The sequence below is a fragment of the Pseudomonas sp. CFBP2511 genome, assembly GCF_030209255.1.
GTDB lineage: Bacteria > Pseudomonadota > Gammaproteobacteria > Pseudomonadales > Pseudomonadaceae > Aquipseudomonas > Aquipseudomonas avellanae.
In genome coordinates this window covers 210,997-231,954 of sequence record NZ_JARVSI010000006.1, presented here as the reverse complement: position 1 = coordinate 231,954, position 20,958 = coordinate 210,997, and the positions used below count along the sequence as shown (strand labels likewise).

Sequence of the window (20,958 nt, the reverse complement as noted above, 5' to 3'; positions counted from 1 at the left end):
GGAATTGCATGTCTTCAATGGTCAATCATCTGGTTGCCGAAGTGTTGGCGCTGGATGTCAAATTGCTCGCTTGTCAGGCGCGTCTGGCGGTTTCGACCGACAGTGAAGCGCTGCATGATTTACGTACCACCGTGCGGCGTCTGCGCAGCGTGTTGCGCCCTCTGCGCGAGATTCCGGCTGCCGCAGAACTGGAAGAAGCCGCCAAGGCGGTAGGCCAGTTGACCACGCCGTTGCGGGACATGCAGGTGCTGGCCGCGTTTCTCGAAGAACAGGGCCTGAACGAGGCCGCGTTCAAACGCGACCAGTACCTGGGAGATGCCTGCCCGAAAGTCGCCACCTCAGCCGAGCTGGCCGGTTTGCTGGCGCTGATCGACCGCTTTCCGCAAACGCTGCGCGTGCAGCAGCGGCAGGGGCTGTTGCGCGGGCTGCGCAAGACCATCGAAAAGCGCATGGACAAGCAGTGGAAGAAACTGCGCGTGGCCATCGCCGAGCCTGGGCATGACCGTCACGATCTGCGGCTGCTGATCAAGCGCGTGCGTTACGCCGCCGAAGCCTACCCGGAACTCAGCCATCAACCGAAAAACATGCAGGCCCGGCTCAAGTCCGCACAGGGCGAACTCGGCGACTGGCACGATCACTTGCAGTGGCTGGCGCAGGCTAAAGAGCAGGCGGACCTGGCACCCTGCGTGCCCGGTTGGCAAATCGGTATCGTGCAGGCCGAGCGCAAGGCCGAAGCGTCACTCAAACGGCTGGCCAAAGCCTGTTTCTGATCTGGCAGGCCGTGGCAGTCTTTTCGCGAAAAAGTGCCATTCAAGCCGCACTAATGGCCACTATGAAGCATGCGGCTCAGAAAGAGGATGGTTATCATCCAATCACTGAATCCTTCATTGAATATTGAGTAACGAATTCTGAGCCGTTGGAGTGACCATGACCTTTTCCGAATTGATCGATGCCGCCCGTGACAACCCGCACTCGGTGACCATTCCTGCCGAATGGTCCCAGGGGCGCGCCTGCTTTGGCGGGTTGATGGCAGCGCTGACCTATGAGGCAATGCGCAAACAGGTGCCGGAAGGGCGGCCAATCCGTTCGCTGGCGATCACTTTCGTTGGCCCGGCAGCGCCCGGCGTGCCGATTGCTTTCGAGGTCGAAATTCTGCGCCACGGCAAGGGCGTCAGCCAGGTGCTGGGGCGTGCCGTGCAGAATGGCGAGGTGATGACGCTGATTCAGGGCAGCTTCGGCGCGGCTCGGGGGTCGATGATTGCCGTGGCCGCCCAGCCCGCACCAGACCTCACACCGCTTGAACACTGCCCGGAGCTGCCTTTCGTCAGCGGCCTGATGCCCGACTACCTGCGCTTCATGGACGTTCGCTGGGCGTTGGGTGGCATGCCTTACAGCAATACACCCTCACCGGCGATTGGCGGTTACGTGCGGTTTCGTGATGAGCAGCAGGCCAGGCCCTTGAGTGAAGCGTACATTCTGGCGCTGGTTGACACCTGGCCGCCGGCGATATTGCCGCACCTGAATAAACCCGCGCCTGGCAGTTCGCTGACCTGGACCATCGAGTTCGTTCAGCCACAGCCCGCGCTCGATACGCTGCAATGGTGCAGCTATCGCGCGGTCATCGAGCATGCCAGCGACGGATATGGTCACACGGCCGCAGCTTTGTGGAGCCCTGAAGGCGAGTTGATTGCGATCAGTCGCCAGACGGTGACGGTGTTTGGCTGAACAGGCCGGTTAAGGCTTCTGAGCGAGCCGTGCGGCGTCCTTGCGCTGGAATCCCAGCGCCGCCGCCAGCCCGATCACACCGATAGCCATTGATGAAAGGCTTTCGGAAAACATGCCATTGAGTATCAGCAAGGACGCAAGTATGAACAGGGGGACGGCAATCAGATAAAGAGTAACGCTGGCTGATTGCTCTTGATGATCGATGTTGTCATGACGTTGGTTGTGGTGCAGATCAAGTGGCTTGTTCATGTTCATATTGATGTCCTCTTCAACACGGTATTCAGGACGACTTTCAGTGTGTCGTTCAATGGCTGAAGAGTAGGCCTGCCTCCGGTCGTCCGCGAGTCAAGCCTGTCTATCGTATCGATAGCCTGTTACAGCCTGAGCTGGCCGATGGCGCTGTTGAGCTCGCCCGCCAGTGTGGCGAGCTGGTCGCTGGTGCTGGCGGAATCCACCGTCTGAATCACCGTGCGCTCGGTGACATCGCGGATGCTCACCACCGCGCGGTTCATGTCCTCTGCCACCTGGCTCTGCTGCTGCGCTGCGACGGCGATCTGGGTATTGCTTTCGCGCATCTGTGCCACCGCGCTGGCAATCGCCGCCAGCGCCTCGCCGGCTTCCCTGGCCTGCTGCACGCATTCATCGGCCTTGAACGAGCTGTCCTGCATGAAATCCACCGCATCGCGGGTGCCGCTTTGCAGGGTCGAGACCATCGTGGTGATTTCGTCGGTCGAAGTCTGCACGCGCCTGGCCAGATTGCGCACCTCGTCGGCGACCACCGCGAAGCCCCGACCCATCTCCCCGGCGCGTGCGGCTTCGATGGCGGCGTTCAGGGCCAGCAGGTTGGTCTGCTCGGCAATGCTGTGGATCACGTTGACCACGCTATTGATCTTCTGGCTGTCTTCGGCCATGCGCTGGATCATTTCAGCCGTCTGCTGCACACCGCTGGAAAGCCCGGCAATCGACACCTGCACACGATCAACAACGCCCTTGCCGGTGACCGCCAGCGCATCGGCGGTCTGCGACTGATCGCGGGTGGCCGTAGCGTGCTGCGCGATGTGGTGGACAGTGGCCGTCATCTCGTTGATCGCGGTGGCCACCTGATCGGTTTCACTTTGCTGGCCGAGCATGCCCTGGCGCACATCCTTCATGCCCGAGGCCAGATGCGCGGCGCCCTCATCGAGGCGGCTGGCGGTCTGCGAAACGGTGTTGACCACCCGCTGGTATCCGGCCTGCATAGCGTTGAAGGCCTTGGCCATCTGCCCCACTTCGTCGTCACTGCGGTTGGCTACGCGGGCTGACAGGTCGCCGCTTTTCTCGACATGCAGCATCACGTCCTTGAGCGCGTTGAGCTGGCTGAGCAAAAAACGGATCAACAGTTGCGAGGCGCAGAGCATCAGCAACATCAGCACAAAAACGGCGGCGGCGTAGTGCGTGAAGCGATCCAGCAGTATTTGCTTGAAGGTCGGGGTAAAGGCCAGCACGGCAAGCTGCTGACCCTTATTGGCGGGCGCAAGCCAGGCCCCGTTCAGCCATTGGCCACCAGACGGTTTATCCAGGGCAACCCAGCCGCTGCCGTTTGCCAGTTCTGGCAGCGCCAGCCCGTTCAGCACGGGCGCCTGACCTTGGGTGTAGACCAGCAGAGTGTCGCTGGAGGGCAGCGGTTTGTCGGCAGGCCAGGCGCTCAGCAGCCGCGCCTGGGCTTGCGCAGCTTGGCGTGAGGTTTCTGCGCGTGCCTGTTGTTCGAGTTGCAGGGCGAACAGCACCAGCAACAGCGTGGTGAAAAAAGCGACCGCGTTGACGGCCCAGAATTTGTACTTCAGTGAAAGGTTGCCAAGCCATGAGCCCATGAGCGGTCTTCTTTGATGATCGTGTGGAGTAGCAGCAAGATGCCATCACGATGCCTCATCCATCAACGCCGCCCTTGATGCGGGTCAACAAAGCTGCAGATTTTCTTCCTCTGTCGGTTGCACGGTCGGCAGGTCGAAAAACGCCCGTGCGCAGGCCGTGCTATGACGCGCCAGGTCTTCCTGACTTTCGCCCCGGTGCAACGCCACTTCGCGCAATACTTCCGGCAGATAGGCGGGCTCGTTGCGACCATTTTTCGGCTTGGGGCGCAGGCTGCGAGGCAGCAGATAGGGCGCATCACTTTCCAGCATCAATCGACCGCGCGGGATGTTGCCCACCAGCGCATGCAGGTGAGTGCCACGCCGTTCGTCGCAGATCCAGCCGGTGATGCCAATGTGCAGGTCCAGGTCCAGGTAGCTGAACAGCGCCGTCCGCTCCCCGGTGAAGCAATGCACCACGGCCGCAGGCAGGCGGTCGCGGTAGTCGCGCAGAATGTCCAGCAGACGCTGATTGGCATCGCGCTCGTGGAGAAAGACGGGCAGTTGCAGTTCCACGGCCATGGCCAGGTGCGCTTCAAGCACCTTTTCCTGCTGAGGGCGAGGGGAGAAGTCACGGTTGAAATCCAGCCCGCATTCACCCACGGCACGCACGCGATTTTCCTTGAGCAGGGCATGCAACTGTTTCTCGGTGTCGCCGGTCCAATCGCTCGCTGAGTGCGGGTGTATGCCTGCGGTACAAAACAGGCGTTGCGCGCTTTCATCAAGTTCGTGACACAGCTGCAAGGCCTGTTCGCTGCCTTCGACACTGGTGCCGGTGACCACCAGTTGATCGACGCCTGCGGCATAGGCGCGGTCGAGTACCGCCTGTCGCTGCGAGGCGAAGCTTGCGTTGGTCAGATTGACGCCGATGTCGATGAGTTGCATGGTGCTACCTCCAGCTGAAGGCTGCGGAGCATACCAGAGCCGCAGTTGCAATAAGAAATAGCCAAGAAAAAGCTGGGTATTCAAATGATTGAGCGAGAACGCTCGACGACTTTCTTCGCTGTTCGATGCGGCTGCGTGACCTCAAGATTCCTTTTTCCTGTTTTTTTCCGGCATTGCCCTGGGGAAGTGAATGACCCGATCCGCGCTTGTGTCTTTTATCTGTCTGCTGGCCTGTTTGCCGTTGCAGGTGTCTGCACGTCAGTCTGGCCCCGATGCGGTCCAGCACAGCACGCAGGTCCGCGATCTGCCGACCATTCGCAGCAGCAAAGTGTTGAAGGTGCTGGTCAATCAGAGCCGCAACAGTTCCGGCGACGTCAAAGGACAGGAAATCGGCGTCGAATATCATCGCCTGCAAGCCTTCGAGCAATACCTCAACAGCCATGCCCGCGACGGACAGAAAGTCACGTTCAAGATCATTCCCAAAGCCAAGAACCAGCTGTTGACGGCGTTGCAGCGCGGCGAAGGCGACATGATCGCGCCTGGCGAATTGCTCGATGTCAGCGGGGCCAAAGGCATCAAGGCCAGCGCGCCGATCGTGCATGACGTGCCGCTGGTGCTGGTCGGCGTTCGCGGTCAGCGCAGCCTGCGCCGTGTGGATCAGTTGTCCGGGCGCACGCTGAGCCTGCCCAACGGCAGCGCCGCCGACGAAGCCTTGCATCAGGTCAACCGGCAACTGGAGCTGCGCAAATTGCCGCTGGCGAAAATCGAATGGGTCGACCCCAGCCTGGCCGTCGAGGACGTGCTGGAAATGGTCCAGGCGGGTATTTACCCGATGACCCTGGTCGAGCAACCCATTGCTGAACGTTGGGCGAAGATCATGCCTGAGTTGCGCATTGATCGCGGCCTGACCTTGCCGACTCACGGTGACATCAGTTGGTTCGTGCGTGACAACGCCACCCTGCTGCGCGCCAGTGTCGACGACTTTCTCAAGGGATATAAACCGTCGGCCCAGCAGGACCTGGTTTTCGCCAAGGCGTACAAGAACACCTACAAGGTGAATAACCCACTGGTCAGCAACAATCGCCAGCGTCTTGAGCAACTGCGCCCCATGCTGCAACGCCACGCTGATGCGCAAGGCATGGACTGGCTGGACCTCGCAGCGCTGGCATTCAAGGAGTCCAGGCTCGACCCGGCCGCCAAAGGCAGCGGCGGCGCGACAGGTCTGTTGCAGATCACGCCGTCTGCGGCGAAAAGTGTCGGCGTGTCGAGCATTCAGAGCGCCGACGACAATGTCCGCGCCGGGTCGCGTTACATGGCGCAGATCCAGCGCAAATATTTTTCCAGCTCCCGAGTCAACGAGCGCGAGCGCATGGCCTTCGTGATGGCGGCCTACAACCTGGGGCCGGAGCGCGTGCAAGGCATGCGCGAGGAAGCGCGGCGACGCGGACTCAATCCCAACCAATGGTTCTTTCAGACCGAGCGCGTGGCGATGGAGCAGGGTGGGGCCAATGTGGTTGCTTTCGTGAACAGTGTGAACAAGTACTACCTGGCATTTGATCGCGAGCGTGATTCGCTGGAAAAGAGCGGCAACAAAACGGTGGTAAAACGCTAGGTATCGATTTTTTAGATGATTATGCGCCGTTATTTGCGATGTTTACATGAGTCGATTTGATTATGATGGCGTCACTTTCTTCTAATCAATTCCGGAATTTGCCCGCATGAACACATTGATCAAATCGGTCCTTACTACCCGCGCTGGCTACGGTCTGACTCTCCTGCGGGTGATTGTCGGCATCGCGTTCATTGCCCACGGCAGCCAGAAACTGTTTGGTGCGTTTGGCGGCTACGGCCTGGAAGGCACGGCGCAGTACATGGAAAGCCTGGGCCTGACGCCCGGCTACCTGATGGCACTGATGTCCGGCAGTGCCGAGTTCTTCGGCGGTGTGGGCCTGCTCCTTGGCCTGCTGGCCCGGCCGGCCGCGGTGGTGGTTATTGTGCTGTTGCTGGTGGCGATTTTTACCGTGCATATCCATAACGGCTTCTTCATGGCCAACAACGGCTACGAGTACGCACTGGCGTTGCTCGGCGGCGCATTGGCGGTGCTCATCGAGGGCGCGGGCAAACTGTCGCTGGACCGCGTCATCGCTCGATAATCGGCTATGCTTGATCCACAAAGCCCGCTTGCTGCGGGCTTTGTGCGTTTGCAGGCACCTGTCCATCAGCTGCACTGGCACGGATGGCAATTGACAACGAATGGGGCGTTTCTCTAGGATGCGTGCTCAAGCGCCGATTTAACAACTACTTGCGGGGCGCCTGGCAAGGCTCATGCCTTGTCGAAATACCGCTAAAACGTTGGTTCGGTGTTGCCTCTCACCGCTGCCCAGCGGATCTTGCGAGGCAGAGAAAAAACCATGAACAACCTGCGCCCCCTCATTCGTCTTTCCCCGATCAGCACGGTCTTGTCCCGCAAGAATCCGAAAATCCTCCTGAGCGGTTCTCATCAGCCCACGCTGTTACGTTATCTGGATGGCTGGCCACGTCGGCGCGGCGGTTCCTGCGCGTTTCTGATCCAGTTCATCGATCCTCAGCAATCGCTAAGCCATTTTGCCAATGACCAGTTCGACCTCGCTGTGGTGCAGTCACCACAAACGGACAACGTCGAGCAGGTCATTCGTGACCTGACGCGCATTGCTCGTCAGGGCTTGATTACCTTCGGCTGAACAGGCTGAGGTGTGCAATTGCCGTAGAAGGCATATTGCTGGCCCCCGGCGTTTGATCTGACAGGCAAAATCGCCGCCTTATCAAAGGATTAGGTGGTTATCGCATGCGTTTGGTTTATTGTGCTGTAGCGTGCTTGACGCTTTGCGGGCTGGCTTTTTCCGTTCAGGCCAGAAACGCGACGGAAAACGAGCGTTATCTGTGCCGTTGGGGTTCGACCATTGCCGGCGGTGCGCAGGCTTCCAAGCTGTCGGGCGTCACGCGCTATGGCGCGCGGCAGAAGCTTCAGGCGCGCAAGTTCGTCAAACAGTGGATGCGCCCTATGGCCTTACGCATCACCGAGCAGACCTACGACAGCGAATCGCGTCTGAAGCCTGATGCGGTCAGCAAGGTGTACTACGATGGCTGCATCCAGCACGAGGTGGCGCGTCGTTAACCCTTGATTGCCCGTTGAATTGATTGTTGCGGGGCCGGAGAACGTCTTGAGTACAAAAATCATCACCCAGGGCGGACACGAAGCCCTGAAGAAAGAACTCGACTATCTGTGGCGAGAGCACCGGCCCGACATCACCCAGAAAGTCGCTTGGGCAGCGTCGCTGGGGGATCGCAGCGAAAACGCGGATTACCAGTACAACAAGAAGCTGCTGCGCGAGATCGACCGACGTGTGCGCTACTTGCGCAAGCGCCTGGAAGACATGCGCGTGGTCCAGTATTCGCCGGAACAGGAGGGTCGGGTATTTTTCGGTGCCTGGGTCGAGATCGAGAACGAAGCGGGCGACCTGAAGAAATTTCGCGTTGTCGGCTACGACGAGATCTACGGTCGCAACGACTACATTTCCATCGACTCGCCCATGGCCCGCGCCTTGTTGAAAAAGGAAGTGGGCGACGAGGTGCTGGTCAACACGCCGGAGGGCGAGAAGCTCTGGTTTGTGAATTCGATTGTTTATGAGCGGTGAGGCTGGACGCAGAGTGTCCGGATCAGTGTCAGGGCGAAGGAACCCGACGAAGTCGGGCCGGAAACGGAGCTGGGATTTTGCTTGCTTTGATCCTTCAAAGTCAGTCGCTCAGGGGCGAAAAGGTGACTTGAGCCGTAAACAAACATCACTGACATCGCAGAACCGCTGTGTGACGCAGAGCGTCACGAACTGCATACCGACGCGGAGCATCGGCACGATAGTCAATTCCTGACGCGTTGCGCATAACGCGGAGCACCGCCCAGCTTCTCGCCTCAACTCAACCCTCGCGCAGCACGGTCAGCGGGCTGACGTTCAGCGCGCGTCGAGTACCGAATACGCCGGCGCCGCCGACCAGCAGCGCGCCGATCACCGGCAACAGCAGCAACCAGGGGTGCGGTTGCCATTCCAGGGAAAAGGCGTAGCGGTACAACACGAAGCTCACCAGCTCGCAACCCAGCGCAGCCAGCACGCCACTGGCAGCACCCAGCAAGCCGAATTCGATGCGTCGCGACTTGATCAGCAATGCCCGTCTTGCGCCCAGCGCCCGCAGCAGCGCGCCCTGACGTATGCGCTCATCCAGGGTCGCCTGCAACCCTGAAAACAGCACGGCAATACCTGCCGCCAGCACAAACAGCAGCACGAACTGCACAGCGAGGGTGACCTGATCGAGAATGCTGCGCACCTGCGCCAGCAGCGCCTCGACACCCAGAATGCTGATTGACGGGTAGGCCCGTGACAGCTCGACAATCTGCTTGTCCTGGCCGGGCGGCAGATAGAAGCTGGTCAGGTAAGTGGTCGGCAAATCGGCCAGTGTGCCTGGCTGGAAGATCATGAAGAAGTTGGGCTGGAAGGTGTCCCAGTTCACCTCCCTCAAGCTGGTGACCTGCGCCTCGCGGGTCAGTCCTCCGACGATGAAGCTCAAACGGTCGCCCAGTTTGATCTGCAGGCTGTCGGCCAGTTTGGCCTCAATCGACACACCAGGCGTCACGTTGTTCTGGCCGTCAGCGGGCAGGTCTTTCCACCAGGTGCCAGCGGTCAGGGTATTGCCCTCGGGCAAGTCGGCAGCCCAGGTCAGGCTCAGGTCGCGGCGTGTGGCGTTCTCGCCACGCGAGTCCTTGGTGACGAAGCTGCTCACCGGTTCGCCATTGATGCTGGTCAGGCGTCCCGGTACCACCGGATACAGCGGGGCAGAGTGGGTGGACAGCTTGCTCAGCGTCTGGGCGAAGTTGTCCTTGTCGGCGGGCAGCACATTGAGCACGAAGTAGTTTGGCGCATCCTTGGGCAGCTGGTTCTGCCAGGTGTCGAGCAACTCGCCACGCAGCAGCGCGATCAAGCCCATCGACAGCAGGATCAGCCCGAAGGCCAGCGACTGACCGGCAGCGGCCAGCGGGTAACGCAGCAGTTGCCCCAGACCCAATCGCCACGGCAGCGACGCCCCGGCCAGCAAGCGGCGCAGGCTGTTGAGTGCCAGTAGCAACAGGCTGCCCAGTATCAGCGCAGCGACCACGCCACCGCCCAGCAGGGCGAATGTCAGCACCAGGTCCAGGCTCAGGCGCCACATTATCAGGCCCAGCGCGAGCAGCGCCGCGCCATACACCAGCCATGAACTGGCGGGAATCGGCAGCATGTCCCGGCGCAAAACGCGTAAAGGCGGCACGCGGCCCAATGCCGCGAGTGGCGGCAGGGCGAAACCGGCCAGCGCCACCAGCCCGGTGCCCATGCCTGCCAGCGCAGGCAAGAGGCCTCCCGGTGGCACGCTGGCCGGCAGCAGGTTTTGCAACAGGGCGAACAGCCCCAATTGTGCCAGCCAGCCGAGCAGTGCGCCGCTCAGGCTGGCCAGCAGGCCGATGATCGCCAGTTGCAGGCTGAACAATGTCATGGTTTCGCCGCGCGACAGGCCCAGGCAGCGGAGCAGGGCGCTGGCATCGAAACGCCGTGCAGCGAATCGGGACGCCGACAGTGCAACAGCGACGCCTGCCAGCAGCACTGCGACCAGGCTCGCCATATTCAGGTAGCGTTCGGCTTTGCCCAGTGCGCCGCCAATCTGCTGGCTGCCGTCGCGGGCGTCTTTTATTTCCTGGTGCGGTTCAAGGCCTGGTTCGATGGCCTTGCGGTAGGTGGCCAGCGCCTCTGGCGGGCCGCTCCACATTTCCCGGTAGCTGACCCGGCTGCCCGGCTGCACCACACCGGTGGCGGCCAGATCCTGCAGGTTGATCATTACCCGTGGGGTGAGGCTGTAGAAGTTGCCGGCGCGGTCCGGCTCGTAGGTCAGCACGCGGGTCAGTTTCAAGGTCTTGGCGCCAACGTCGATGTCGTCGCCAATCTTCAAGTCCACCGCAGGAAACAGCCGCGCCTCGGCCCAGGCTTCACCGGGTTTCGGGCCGCTGCCGGCCTGCTCGGTCTGATACAGGTCCGGTGCGCTTTTCAGTTCGCCGCGTAACGGGTAGGCATCATCCACGGCCTTGATGCTCGACAGCTGGATCCCGGCATCGGTGGCGATCACACTGGAAAAGACCACAATCTGCGCATGCTTGAGCTGCAGGCGTGTGCCTTCTTCAATCTGCTCTGCGCGTGCCGGGCTTGAGCCTTCGACAACCAGATCAGCGCCGAGAAACTCGGTCGCCCGCAACAGCATCGCGCCGTTCAGGCGCGCACCGAAGTAGCCGATGGCGGTGCTGGCAGCCACGGCCACCAGCAATGCAAAGAACAACACACGTAATTCACCGGCGCGGGCATCGCGCAACAGTTGGCGTGTGGCAAGGCTCAGCAGACGGGCAAAAGGCAAACGTGCCATCAAGGCTCCTGCGGGGCGACCAGGCGACCCCCTTCAAGACGGATCAGACGGCGACAGCGATGGGCGAGGCGCTCATCGTGGGTGACCAGCACCAGCGTGGTGTTGCGTTCCTTGTTCAGTTCGAACAGCAGGTCGCTGATGCGCTCGCCGGTGTGACTGTCCAGGTTGCCGGTAGGTTCGTCGGCAAACAAAACGTGCGGATCGGCGGCGAAAGCGCGGGCAATCGCCACGCGTTGCTGTTCGCCTCCGGACAACTGGCGTGGTGTGTGGTTCAGGCGCTTGCCCAGCCCCACGCGCTCCAGCAGGTCGCGGGCTTTTTCGCGGGCGTCCTTGCGGCCTTCGAGCTCCATCGGCAGCATGACGTTTTCCAGTGCATTCAGGCTGTCGAGCAACTGGAATGACTGAAAGACAAACCCGACGTGCTCGGCGCGCACTCTGGCGCGCTGGTCTTCATCCAGCTCGCTGAGGTTGCGGCCTGACAGGATGACGGAACCGGCGCTGGGCAGGTCGAGCCCGGCGAGCAACCCGAGCAGCGTAGATTTGCCCGAGCCGGAGGCACCGACGATGGCCAGCGTGTCGCCCTTGTTTAGTTCCAGGGAGAGTTCGTGCAGGATGGTAAGGTCACCTTCGGTGCTGGGGACCACTTTGCTGAGGTTTTGGGCACTGAGAATACTTTCACTCATGGAGAATCCGATGCGTGCGTGGTTTTTAAGTGCTGGCCTGGGGTTGTTGCTGCTGTCACAGGGGGCGATGGCGGGCACAGTCTTGATCGTTGGGGATAGTATCAGTGCGGCTTTCGGCCTGGATACCCGTGTGGGGTGGGTCAGCCTGCTTGAACAGCGGCTCAAGGCCGAGGGATACACCGACAAGGTGGTCAATGCGTCGATCAGCGGCGACACCAGTGCCGGGGGCCAGGCGCGTCTGCCTGCGCTGCTTGCAGAGCATAAGCCCGCGCTGGTCATTCTCGAATTGGGTGGCAACGACGGGTTGCGTGGCCAGCAGCCAGCTCAATTGCAACAAAACCTTTCGTCGATGATCGACAGCTCACGCGCGGCCGGTGCCAGGGTGCTATTGCTCGGTATGCAGATACCGCCCAATTACGGCCCGCGTTACACCACCGCCTTCAAAGAGGTCTACAGCCATCTGGCCGAAGAGAAAAAGGTGCCGTTCGTGCCGTTCTTTCTCGAAGGTGTCGGCGGGGTGCCCGGGTTGATGCAGGCCGATGGTCTGCATCCCGCCGCAGCGGTGCAGGGCAAGTTGCTGGAAAATGTCTGGCCGAGCCTGAAACCGCTGCTTTGAGGCTTTCCCGGGCGGGGGCTTTCGGCTAATGTGGCGCCCCCGATCTGGAGCCCCCCATGCCGCGTCCCGCCTGGTCCCTGTATGCCTATCAAATGCTTGAGCCCCATGAACAGCTGGATCTGTTCGCCTGTCAGGAAGTGCGCGTCCATCTGATCGCTCGCCAACTGGAGCTGGGCGGCTCGATTGATAGAACATTGTGTGGCACGTTGTTGCCAGCGCAGCCGCAAATGCGCGCCGTCGAGCTGCAAGCCATGCGCGATGAGCGCCTGTGCCCGTTGTGCAAGGCCATCATGGACGCGCAGCGCAGGGGGATGAATCCGATCTGGCCTGAACTTTAGCTGTCGACGCCGCGCACGGGCCTTGCGCAGATATCCCCGATCCGGCAAGTGCCGGTGTACACTTCAGCGCTTGTCTCCACAGTATCGTTACCCGAAGGATCTTCCCGGATGTTGTCGCGCATTCCAGCCGTTACCCGCTGTCTGTCGCTTGCTGCTCTGTGCGCGGCGAGCTCTGTCCATGCTCTGGAGTTTCCATTGCCGCCGCCTGGCGAGGACATCGTTGGTCAGGTGCAGGTCATTCAGGCCAAATACGAAGATACCTTCGCTGACCTGGGCACTAAATACGACCTGGGCTATCTGGAAATGATCGCCGCCAACCCGGGCGTGGACCCGTGGCTGCCGGGTGCCGGCAAGGACATCGTGCTGCCGACCCGCTTCATTCTGCCGCCGGGCCCGCGCGAAGGGATTGTCATCAACCTCGCCGAATACCGCATGTATTACTACCCCAAGGGGCAGAATGTGGTGCACACCTACCCGCTGGGCGTCGGTCGTGAAGGCTGGGGGTCGCCTATCGGTGTGACCAAGGTAACGGCCAAGACCCCGAACCCGACCTGGACACCCCCTGCCTCGATCAAAGCCGAGCATGCTGCCGACGGCGATCCATTGCCCAACGTCGTGCCGGCTGGCCCGGATAACCCGCTGGGTCCGTTCAAGTTTGGTCTGGGCCTGTCCGGTTACCTGATCCACGGCTCGAACAAGAAGTTCGGCATAGGCATGCGCACCAGCCACGGCTGTTTCCGCATGTACAACAACAACGTACTGGAACTGGCCGACATGGCCCCGGTCGGCACCACGGTGCGCATCATCAGCGAGCCCTACAAATTCGGCCTCAGCGGCGGCAAGGTCTATCTTGAAGCGCACACGCCAGTCGACGACCTGGGCAACCCGTCCGTGGTCGACAAACACACCGCCGTCATCAACGCGCTGCTCAAACGTGACGATCTGGCCAACAACCTGCGCATGAACTGGGACATGGTCCGTGACGTGGTAGCAGCCGAAGACGGCATGCCGGTGGAGATTGCAGTGCCGGGGGTCGCCTCTGCGAGAGCGGAAGAACCGGTGATTTTTCAGTAGGGCGGCCCCCGGATCAGCGTCAGGGCGAAGGAACCCGACGAAGTCGGGCCGGAAACGGAGCCTGGATTTTGGTTACTTTGATCCTTCAAAGTCACTCGCCGAGGGGCGAAAAGGTGCCTCAAGTCGAACCGAAATCTCACTGAAATCGCAGAGCCGCCGTGTGACGCAGAGCGTCACGAAATGCATTTCCACGCGGAGCGTGGAACGAGAATCAAAAGCTCAGCCGTCCGCGAGCAACCACCCCGTCAAAAAAAGAATAAAAAAAGCCGACCCGTTGCCGGATCGGCTTTCAATAACCCCGGAGGATTATTACTTGCGGCTAGCCTTGTCCAACATGCGCAGAGCGCGCTCGTTGGCTTCGTCAGCAGTCTGCTGAGCTTTTTGAGCAGCAGCCAGAGCTTCGTCAGCCTTGCGGTAGGCTTCGTCGGCACGTGCTTGCGAACGAGCAGCTGCGTCTTCGGTAGCTGTCAGACGAGCTTCGGTTTCTTTGGATACGCTGCTGCAACCGGTAGCCATAACTGCGGCCAGAGCCAGAGCAGAGAATTTCAGAACGTTGTTCATCGTGTTCACCTTCAAGGAATTTTGTTCAAATTAGTCATCTCTCGAAAATGAGAAAACGACCGGCGTACATAGTACCCATTGTTTGTAGTAAGTAAACGGACCCAGCGCAAGAAGCTGCTAAAATTCCCTGCTTTGAAAGTGTTCCGCGTTACTTCTCAAGCGTTCTGTACAAAAACTATCCACTTTTACTGGGCTCCGGTTCACTTCAGGCGTTCCGTGGTCACGCCAGAACGTGTTTTCTGCCGTCACTGTGTTTGACTGCCGGTCGGCGGATTGTCATTTTCATGTGTTTTTACCTCTACCGCGCTTGAGCATCTTCAGCATTGGTGCCTACTATCCAAGCGTGCTGTTTGTCGAGATCGGCAATGCTCTTTCCGGTGTCAAAAACAGGCACTGGGTGGCGTAGATGTTCCTTCGCCGGAAAAAGATCGGTAAGGTAGGGGTCAAATTCCAAGACCCGCGAGGAGTAGCGATGAGCGAGGCGTTGTCCATCCACCATGACGAGACCGGCCATCATTTTGAAATCATTATCGACGGCCACCGTGCCTATCTGACGTATATGGATCTCGGTAAACAAACCCTGGATTTTTACCGCACCTTTGTTCCCGACGCCTTGCGTGGTCGCGGTATTGCCGCTGCCCTCACCAAACAGGCACTGGACTACGCCGACAGCATTGGCTATTCGGTCATACCGTCCTGTTCTTATGTCGAGCGCTACATGGAACTTCATGACCTGCAGTCGCAAGCGGCCAAGCTCTGATCCGGCTTTTCTGCTGCTGGCACCCAGAAAAACGCCGAGCATCTGCTCGGCGTTTTCGTTACTGCATTAGATCGACTAGATACCGATCATTTACGCGTGCGCGCCGGCAGTACGCCCTTGAGCTTGGCATGCATGCTGCGCAGGGTTTTTTCAGTGCTTTCCCAGTCGATGCAGGCATCGGTGATGGAGACGCCGTACTGCAATTCCGACAGATCCTTGGGAATCGCCTGACAACCCCAGTTCAGATGGCTCTCGACCATCAGGCCGATGATCGACTCGTTGCCTTCCAGAATCTGGTTGGCGACGTTTTCCATCACCAGCGGTTGCAGGGCCGGGTCCTTGTTGGAGTTGGCGTGGCTGCAATCGACCATGATGTTGGGGCGAATGCCGGCCTTGTTCAGCGCCTGCTCGCAGAGCGCGACGCTGACCGAATCATAGTTGGGCTTGCCATTGCCACCGCGTAGCACGACGTGGCCATAGGCGTTGCCCTTGGTGGTCACGATCGACACGCCGCCTTCCTGGTTGATGCCCAGGAAGCGATGCGGGCTTGAGACCGACTGCAGAGCGTTGATGGCAACGGTCAGGCCGCCGTCGGTGCCGTTCTTGAAGCCGACGGCCGAAGACAGGCCGGAAGCCATCTCGCGGTGGGTCTGCGATTCGGTGGTGCGCGCGCCGATGGCCGACCAGCTGATCAGGTCCTGCAGGTATTGCGGGGAGATCGGGTCCAGCGCTTCGGTTGCGGTCGGCAGGCCCATTTCAGCCAGGTCCAGCAGCAGTTGGCGGCCGATGTGCAAGCCATCCTGGATCTTGAACGAGTCATCCAGGTACGGGTCGTTGATCAGGCCTTTCCAGCCCACTGTGGTGCGAGGCTTCTCGAAGTACACGCGCATGACCAGATACAGCGTGTCGGAAACTTCCGCCGCCAGTACCTTGAGGCGCTCGGCGTACTCTTTGGCCGCTTTCAGGTCGTGGATCGAGCACGGGCCGATCACGATGAACAGGCGGTGATCATTGCCATCGAGAATGTTGCGAATCACTTCGCGACCCTGGCTGACAGTCTGCAGTGCAGCGTCGGTCAGCGGGATGTCGCGCTTGAGCTGATCCGGTGTGATCAGAGTCTCGTTGGAGGCAACGTTGAGGTCGTTAATCGGTAAATCAGCCATCGTGTTACTCATCAGGTCGCGGGTACTGGCCGCCAACGGTCCCCCGTGCGGCGGTGCCCAGCAGGTTTGAGCGCAGCGGGGAGCGGAACCTTAGCGCGTTATCGCGCTGTTCGACAATAAGTAAACGAGGTATCGGGCAGGTTCGACGTGGTTGCCGGCCGAGTTGCGCCTCTGTGTTGCAAGACAAACCGCCGCCACGGATAGTGTGTGGCCTTGAATACCCGGACAGCCAAGGGAGTTTTTATGACCACTGAGCCCCATCGGCCGCGTATCGGCATCATCGGTACCGGTGCCATCGGCGGTTTTTACGGACTGATGCTGGCGCGGGCCGGTTTCGACGTGCATTTTCTGCTGCGCAGCGAGTTTGAGACCGTGGCGCACGAAGGTTTGCAGGTCAAAAGCGCCGTACACGGTGATTTACACCTCCAGCCTGTGCAGGCCTACCGCTCTGCCACCGACATGCCGCCCTGCGACTGGTTGCTGGTGGGCACCAAAAGCACCGGCAATGCCGCGTTGGGCCCGATCATCCGCCAGGTCGCCGCGCCGGATGCCAGGGTACTGCTGTTGCAGAACGGTCTGGACGTTGAAGATCAACTGCGGGCTGTGCTGCCTGATGGCCTGCACATACTGGGCGGCTTGTGCTTTGTCTGCGTGAACCGCATTGCGCCTGGCGTGGTTGCCCACCAGGCATTCGGCGCGGTCAGCGTGGGCTATCACAGCGGCCCGGCAGGCGATGAGGCGAGTCGCCTGGCCGTTGTCGAAGCATGCGCAGCGTTGTTCAAGGCTGCCGGAATCGACGCCCCCGTGATGGCCAGTCTGCAACAGGCTCGCTGGCAGAAGCTGGTCTGGAATGTGCCCTACAACGGTTTGTCGGCGTTGTTGCAGGCGGGTACGACCGGGTTGATGGGCGACCCTGACAGTCGCGCGCTGATCCGCGCACTGATGGACGAAGTGGTGCAGGGCGCACAAGCCTGTGGCCATACGTTGCCGGCCGATTTCGCCCAGCACCTGTTATCAGTCACCGAAAGCATGTCGGACTACAAACCCAGCATGTACCACGATCTGGCCGAAAAGCGCCCGCTGGAGCTGGAGGCGATTTATGCCCGTCCCCTTGCGGCAGCGCAGGCTGCAGGTTTTGACATGGCCCGCGTTCGCGCGCTGTATCAGGCACTGGCATTTATAGATCGTGGCAACCGTCAAGCACGCGAGGAATGATGAATGACAGAATCAGATGATCACAAACTGGTACTGGCGATTTCATCGCGGGCGCTGTTTGACCTGCGCGACAGCCATGCTGTTTACATGGCCGAAGGGGTTGAGGCGTACCGCAAGTATCAGATCGAGCACGAAGACGAGATTCTCGAGCGCGGCGATGCCTTCACCCTGGTGGAAAAACTGCTCAACCTCAATGCCAGCCTGAGCAAGGCACGCGTCGAAGTGGTGCTGGTGTCGCGCAACAGTGCCGACACCGGTTTGCGGGTCTTCAATTCCATCCAGCACTACGGGCTGGACATCGCCCGTGCAGCCTTTGCCGGCGGGCGCAGTCCTTATCCCTACCTGGCGGCGTTTGGCTGCCACCTGTTTCTCTCGACACATGCCGAAGACGTGCGCAGCGCGCTGGATGCAGGGTTTGCAGCGGCGACCATTCTTTCCGGCGGCGCCAGGCGTGCTGCCAGCGCCGAATTGCGCATTGCCTTTGATGGCGATGCGGTGTTGTTTTCCGATGAATCGGAGCGGGTCTACCAGAGTGGCGGCCTGGCTGCGTTCCAGGCCAGCGAGCGTGAATCGGCTCGCGAACCCTTGCGCGGCGGGCCGTTCAAGCCGTTTCTCGCTGCGCTCAATCAATTGCAACGCGAGTTTCCCGACGCAAGCTGCCCGATCCGCACGGCGCTGGTTACGGCGCGCTCGGCACCCGCCCACGAACGGGTGATTCGCACCTTGCGCGAATGGGACATCCGTCTGGACGAGTCGCTGTTTCTCGGCGGCTTGCAGAAGTCGGCCTTCCTTGAGGCGTTCGCCGCCGATGTGTTTTTCGATGATCAGCCCGGTCACTGTGAAAAAGCGCGTGAGGTGGTCGCTACAGGCCACGTTCCGCATGGCATCAGTAACGAGATAATTCCGTTCAATGGCGGGGGCTGAGTAACCTGCCGTCGTCGCCGGCGATGCCCTGCTAAGCTCAATCGATCTCCGCCATTCTTGTTGTCCGGGAGGTTGTCTATGGTTCGTTCGATGCTGTATGCCACAGACCTCGGTCTGTACGCGCCTTATGTCATGCAACACGCGCTGGCGCTGGCTCGAACGTTCGATGCCGGGTTGTACGTTGTCCATGTCGTTGAGCCCATGGGCCTGTTTGCCGAGTCGGTGCTGCAGAGTTATCTGGGCGAGGAGGCGTTGCAGGAACTGCACGGCAAGGGTGCCCATGCGTTCATGGAGGGCATTGAGCAGCGGATGCTCGACGGTTTTCGTGAAGAGCTGGGGGAAGGCCACAGCGACTTGTCCCTGATCCGCACAGTGCGTGTCGTTCAGGGAGAGCCGGCCAGCGTGATCATCGAGCAGGCACATAAACTGGACGTGGATTTGCTGGTGCTCGGCCGTCACAGCGCCAGCGCGCAAGAGGGCGCGTCGATAGGTCGAACGGCCGCCAGGGTTCTGCAGTCCTCCGGGGTGCCGGTGTACATGGTGCCCATTATGTCGAAAGCGTTATGTCAGAAGGGATGTTGAAGAACGGGCGAGGTAGGGAAAGGTTCAATTGGCGGTTTTAATGAAATCGAGCGTGCCATCGCCTTACAAAGGTGATAAAAAGTTCTAGAATTATTCATCTCACCATTAATCCAGTTATATACCGTCGCTGATACCCATAGGGTTTATCTGCTTTGAGGGATACATATGAAGCTCCAACAACTGCGCTACATTTGGGAAGTGGCGCACCACGACCTCAACGTTTCCGCGACGGCCCAGAGCCTTTACACCTCCCAGCCAGGCATCAGCAAGCAGATCCGTCTGCTCGAGGATGAGCTGGGTGTCGAGGTTTTCGCCCGCAGTGGCAAGCACCTGACACGTGTGACGCCTGCTGGCGAGCGCATCATCACCACCGCGGGTGAAATTCTGCGCAAGGTCGAGAGCATCAAGCAAATTGCCCAGGAATTTTCCAACGAGAAAAAGGGCACGCTGTCGATCGCTACCACTCACACCCAGGCGCGCTACGCATTGCCGCCGGTCATCAGCAACTTCATCAAGCAATACCCGGATGTTGCGTTGCACATGCACCAGGGTTCGCCGATGCAGATTGCCGAAATGGCCGCTGACGGAACGGTTGATTTCGCGATCGCCACCGAAGCGCTCGAGCAGTTCAGCGATCTGGTGATGATGCCGTGCTACCGCTGGAACCGCTGTGTGGTGGTGCCCCAAGGCCATCCGCTGACCAAGGTGCCGAAGCTGACCCTGGAGTTGCTGGCGGAATACCCGATCGTGACGTACGTGTTCGGTTTCACCGGTCGCTCCAAGCTGGACGAAGCGTTCAGTCATCGCGGTCTGGTGCCCAAGGTCGTCTTTACTGCTGCGGATGCGGACGTGATCAAGACCTACGTCAGGCTCAACCTGGGTGTGGGGATTGTGGCAAGAATGGCGGTGGACGAAGAGGTCGACAGCGACCTGGTGGTACTCGATGCCAGCGACCTGTTCGAGTCCAGCGTCACCAAGATCGCGTTCCGTCGCGGCACTTTCCTGCGTGGCTTCATGTGCGACTTCATCGAGAAGTTCGCCCCGCACCTTACCCGCGAAGTCATGGCCAAGGCGATCCAGTGCCATAACAAACAGGAAATGGAAGAACTGTTTGCCAATGTCGAACTGCCGGTGCATTAGGAGCAGCGGCAAGCTTTTAGCTACAAGCTGCAAGTAAAAGCTTGAGAGGCAGCTTTAAGTTTCGAGTTGTAAGCTGCAAGTAGACGCCCGAAGACTCTAGCTTGCAGCTTGCAGCTTGCAGCTCGCGACGTCAGTCGCGCACTATCAGATTGCCCGCATGCAGGCCGCATTCTTTCTGGGTGGCTTCTTCCCACCACCAGCGGCCTTCGCGTTCGTGCTGGTTGGGCAGGACCGGGCGGGTGCAGGGTTCGCAGCCGATGCTGATGAAGCCACGCTCGTGCAGGCTGTTGTAAGGCAGTTCCAGCATGCGGATGTAGCCCCAGATTTCCTCGCTGCTCATCTGCGCCAACGGGTTGAACTTGTACAGCGTGCTTTCGGCCGTTGAGAATGCGCTGTCTACTTCCAGTGCCGCAACAGCACTGCGCGTCCCGGGGCTCTGGTCGCGGCGCTGGCCGGTGGCCCAGGCCTTGACGCTGGACAGCTTACGGCGCAGCGGCTCGATCTTGCGGATGCCGCAGCATTCGCCATGCCCGTCCCGGTAGAAGCTGAACAGGCCCTTTTCCTTGACGAAAGGTTCAAGCGCGCGCTGGTCCGGCGAGATGATCTCGATGTCGATTTTGTAGTGATCACGGACCTGTTCGATGAAGCGATAGGTCTCGGGGTGCAGACGGCCTGTGTCGAGGCTGAAGACCTTGACGTTTTTGTTCAGTTTCCAGGCCATGTCCACCAGCACGACGTCTTCGGCGCCGCTGAAGGAGATCCACAGTTCGTCACCGAAATGCTCGAACGCCAGTTTCAGAATGTCCTGTGCAGACTTGTTCGCATAAGTCGTCGCCAGTGCAGCGACGTCGAAAGGTTGGCTCATCAGGCGGCTTCCTAAAATGCAAGAGTGGCGCTTAAGCGCTCGTGATGGCGGCAATGGTAACAAAATCTGCTGT

At 60.1% G+C, this 20,958-nt stretch carries 23 protein-coding genes; 15 read left to right on the top strand and 8 right to left on the bottom strand.

Annotated features, from left to right (window positions below; all coding sequences use genetic code 11):
- The first annotated feature begins 17 nt into the window (after nt 1-17).
- Together QRN38_RS05880 and QRN38_RS05875 are read left to right on the top strand one after the other, a co-directional pair.
- On the top strand, nt 18-770 hold the full coding sequence (locus QRN38_RS05880; RefSeq protein ID WP_057418996.1) for a CHAD domain-containing protein: 753 nt from the start codon (nt 18-20) through the stop codon (nt 768-770).
- A gap of 157 nt (nt 771-927) precedes the next feature.
- Nucleotides 928-1,725: an acyl-CoA thioesterase gene (locus tag QRN38_RS05875; protein WP_057418997.1), complete on the top strand. Its 798-nt coding sequence runs from the start codon at nt 928-930 to the stop codon at nt 1,723-1,725.
- Between the two features lie 9 nt (nt 1,726-1,734).
- Here the strand turns inward: QRN38_RS05875 and QRN38_RS05870 are convergent, their stop codons facing one another.
- The 3 genes from QRN38_RS05870 to QRN38_RS05860 form a co-directional block, all read right to left on the bottom strand.
- Nucleotides 1,735-1,974 (bottom strand): hypothetical protein, encoded by a 240-nt coding sequence (locus QRN38_RS05870; protein ID WP_057418999.1) that lies wholly within the window; start codon nt 1,972-1,974, stop codon nt 1,735-1,737.
- A 125-nt stretch (nt 1,975-2,099) separates the two neighbouring features.
- Nucleotides 2,100-3,575, bottom strand: a complete 1,476-nt coding sequence (locus tag QRN38_RS05865; RefSeq protein ID WP_057418998.1) for a methyl-accepting chemotaxis protein — start codon at nt 3,573-3,575, stop codon at nt 2,100-2,102.
- 84 nt (nt 3,576-3,659) lie between these two features.
- Nucleotides 3,660-4,496 carry a TatD family hydrolase gene (locus QRN38_RS05860; protein ID WP_024666973.1) on the bottom strand — a complete coding sequence of 279 codons (837 nt, stop codon included), beginning with the start codon at nt 4,494-4,496 and terminating at the stop codon, nt 3,660-3,662.
- 190 nt (nt 4,497-4,686) lie between these two features.
- On the opposite strand from QRN38_RS05860, the gene QRN38_RS05855 reads away from it, so the two are divergent.
- The 5 genes from QRN38_RS05855 (at nt 4,687) to greB (ending at nt 8,170) form a co-directional block, all read left to right on the top strand.
- A complete protein-coding gene (locus QRN38_RS05855) occupies nt 4,687-6,108 on the top strand; it encodes an MltF family protein (RefSeq protein ID WP_057415423.1) in 1,422 nt (473 codons plus the stop codon).
- Between the two features lie 106 nt (nt 6,109-6,214).
- Nucleotides 6,215-6,649, top strand: coding sequence for a DoxX family protein (locus QRN38_RS05850; protein WP_005765767.1), 435 nt, complete (start codon nt 6,215-6,217; stop codon nt 6,647-6,649).
- Nucleotides 6,650-6,907: 258 nt separating this feature from the next.
- Nucleotides 6,908-7,216 (top strand): class I SAM-dependent methyltransferase, encoded by a 309-nt coding sequence (locus tag QRN38_RS05845; RefSeq protein ID WP_017702703.1) that lies wholly within the window; start codon nt 6,908-6,910, stop codon nt 7,214-7,216.
- 104 nt (nt 7,217-7,320) lie between these two features.
- Nucleotides 7,321-7,650 carry a hypothetical protein gene (locus tag QRN38_RS05840; RefSeq protein ID WP_003379830.1) on the top strand — a complete coding sequence of 110 codons (330 nt, stop codon included), beginning with the start codon at nt 7,321-7,323 and terminating at the stop codon, nt 7,648-7,650.
- Between the two features lie 46 nt (nt 7,651-7,696).
- The gene (greB, locus tag QRN38_RS05835; RefSeq protein ID WP_005617338.1) at nt 7,697-8,170 is read left to right on the top strand and encodes a transcription elongation factor GreB; all 474 of its coding nucleotides are present in this window, start codon (nt 7,697-7,699) and stop codon (nt 8,168-8,170) included.
- Between the two features lie 277 nt (nt 8,171-8,447).
- On the opposite strand, the gene QRN38_RS05830 is transcribed toward greB, so the two are convergent.
- Both QRN38_RS05830 and QRN38_RS05825 read right to left on the bottom strand, forming a co-directional pair.
- The gene (locus QRN38_RS05830) at nt 8,448-10,964 is read right to left on the bottom strand and encodes an ABC transporter permease (protein ID WP_005765750.1); all 2,517 of its coding nucleotides are present in this window, start codon (nt 10,962-10,964) and stop codon (nt 8,448-8,450) included.
- Nucleotides 10,964-11,647, bottom strand: coding sequence for an ABC transporter ATP-binding protein (locus QRN38_RS05825; RefSeq protein ID WP_057417801.1), 684 nt, complete (start codon nt 11,645-11,647; stop codon nt 10,964-10,966). The genes QRN38_RS05830 and QRN38_RS05825 overlap by 1 nt, the downstream gene beginning before the upstream one ends.
- Nucleotides 11,648-11,657: 10 nt before the next feature.
- Here QRN38_RS05825 and QRN38_RS05820 point away from each other — a divergent pair, with 10 nt between their 5' ends.
- The 3 genes from QRN38_RS05820 to QRN38_RS05810 all read left to right on the top strand — a co-directional run bounded on the left by QRN38_RS05820 (nt 11,658) and on the right by QRN38_RS05810 (nt 13,675).
- Entirely contained in the window at nt 11,658-12,263 is a 606-nt protein-coding gene (locus QRN38_RS05820) for an arylesterase (RefSeq protein WP_057417802.1), read from the top strand.
- A gap of 56 nt (nt 12,264-12,319) precedes the next feature.
- A complete protein-coding gene (locus QRN38_RS05815; protein ID WP_002553016.1) occupies nt 12,320-12,601 on the top strand; it encodes a hypothetical protein in 282 nt (93 codons plus the stop codon).
- Between the two features lie 108 nt (nt 12,602-12,709).
- Nucleotides 12,710-13,675 (top strand): L,D-transpeptidase family protein, encoded by a 966-nt coding sequence (locus QRN38_RS05810; protein WP_003373395.1) that lies wholly within the window; start codon nt 12,710-12,712, stop codon nt 13,673-13,675.
- 309 nt (nt 13,676-13,984) lie between these two features.
- Here the strand turns inward: QRN38_RS05810 and QRN38_RS05805 are convergent, their stop codons facing one another.
- Entirely contained in the window at nt 13,985-14,236 is a 252-nt protein-coding gene (locus QRN38_RS05805; RefSeq protein WP_057417803.1) for an Lpp/OprI family alanine-zipper lipoprotein, read from the bottom strand.
- Nucleotides 14,237-14,708: 472 nt separating this feature from the next.
- Between QRN38_RS05805 and QRN38_RS05800 the strand changes: the two genes are divergently transcribed.
- Nucleotides 14,709-14,996 (top strand): GNAT family N-acetyltransferase, encoded by a 288-nt coding sequence (locus tag QRN38_RS05800; RefSeq protein WP_003382493.1) that lies wholly within the window; start codon nt 14,709-14,711, stop codon nt 14,994-14,996.
- A gap of 86 nt (nt 14,997-15,082) precedes the next feature.
- On the opposite strand, the gene QRN38_RS05795 is transcribed toward QRN38_RS05800, so the two are convergent.
- Nucleotides 15,083-16,159 (bottom strand): 3-deoxy-7-phosphoheptulonate synthase, encoded by a 1,077-nt coding sequence (locus QRN38_RS05795; protein WP_003382491.1) that lies wholly within the window; start codon nt 16,157-16,159, stop codon nt 15,083-15,085.
- A gap of 243 nt (nt 16,160-16,402) precedes the next feature.
- Between QRN38_RS05795 and QRN38_RS05790 the strand changes: the two genes are divergently transcribed.
- From QRN38_RS05790 to cysB, 4 genes are all read left to right on the top strand, one after another.
- On the top strand, nt 16,403-17,374 hold the full coding sequence (locus QRN38_RS05790; RefSeq protein WP_057417804.1) for a putative 2-dehydropantoate 2-reductase: 972 nt from the start codon (nt 16,403-16,405) through the stop codon (nt 17,372-17,374).
- A gap of 3 nt (nt 17,375-17,377) precedes the next feature.
- Nucleotides 17,378-18,298: a 5'-nucleotidase gene (locus QRN38_RS05785; protein ID WP_057417805.1), complete on the top strand. Its 921-nt coding sequence runs from the start codon at nt 17,378-17,380 to the stop codon at nt 18,296-18,298.
- A gap of 78 nt (nt 18,299-18,376) precedes the next feature.
- Nucleotides 18,377-18,880 carry a universal stress protein gene (locus QRN38_RS05780; protein ID WP_057417806.1) on the top strand — a complete coding sequence of 168 codons (504 nt, stop codon included), beginning with the start codon at nt 18,377-18,379 and terminating at the stop codon, nt 18,878-18,880.
- 165 nt (nt 18,881-19,045) lie between these two features.
- On the top strand, nt 19,046-20,020 hold the full coding sequence (cysB, locus tag QRN38_RS05775) for an HTH-type transcriptional regulator CysB (RefSeq protein WP_003382487.1): 975 nt from the start codon (nt 19,046-19,048) through the stop codon (nt 20,018-20,020).
- Between the two features lie 130 nt (nt 20,021-20,150).
- Here cysB and QRN38_RS05770 read toward each other — a convergent pair whose 3' ends face one another.
- Nucleotides 20,151-20,885 (bottom strand): phosphoadenylyl-sulfate reductase, encoded by a 735-nt coding sequence (locus QRN38_RS05770; RefSeq protein WP_057417807.1) that lies wholly within the window; start codon nt 20,883-20,885, stop codon nt 20,151-20,153.
- Nucleotides 20,886-20,958: the final 73 nt, after the last annotated feature.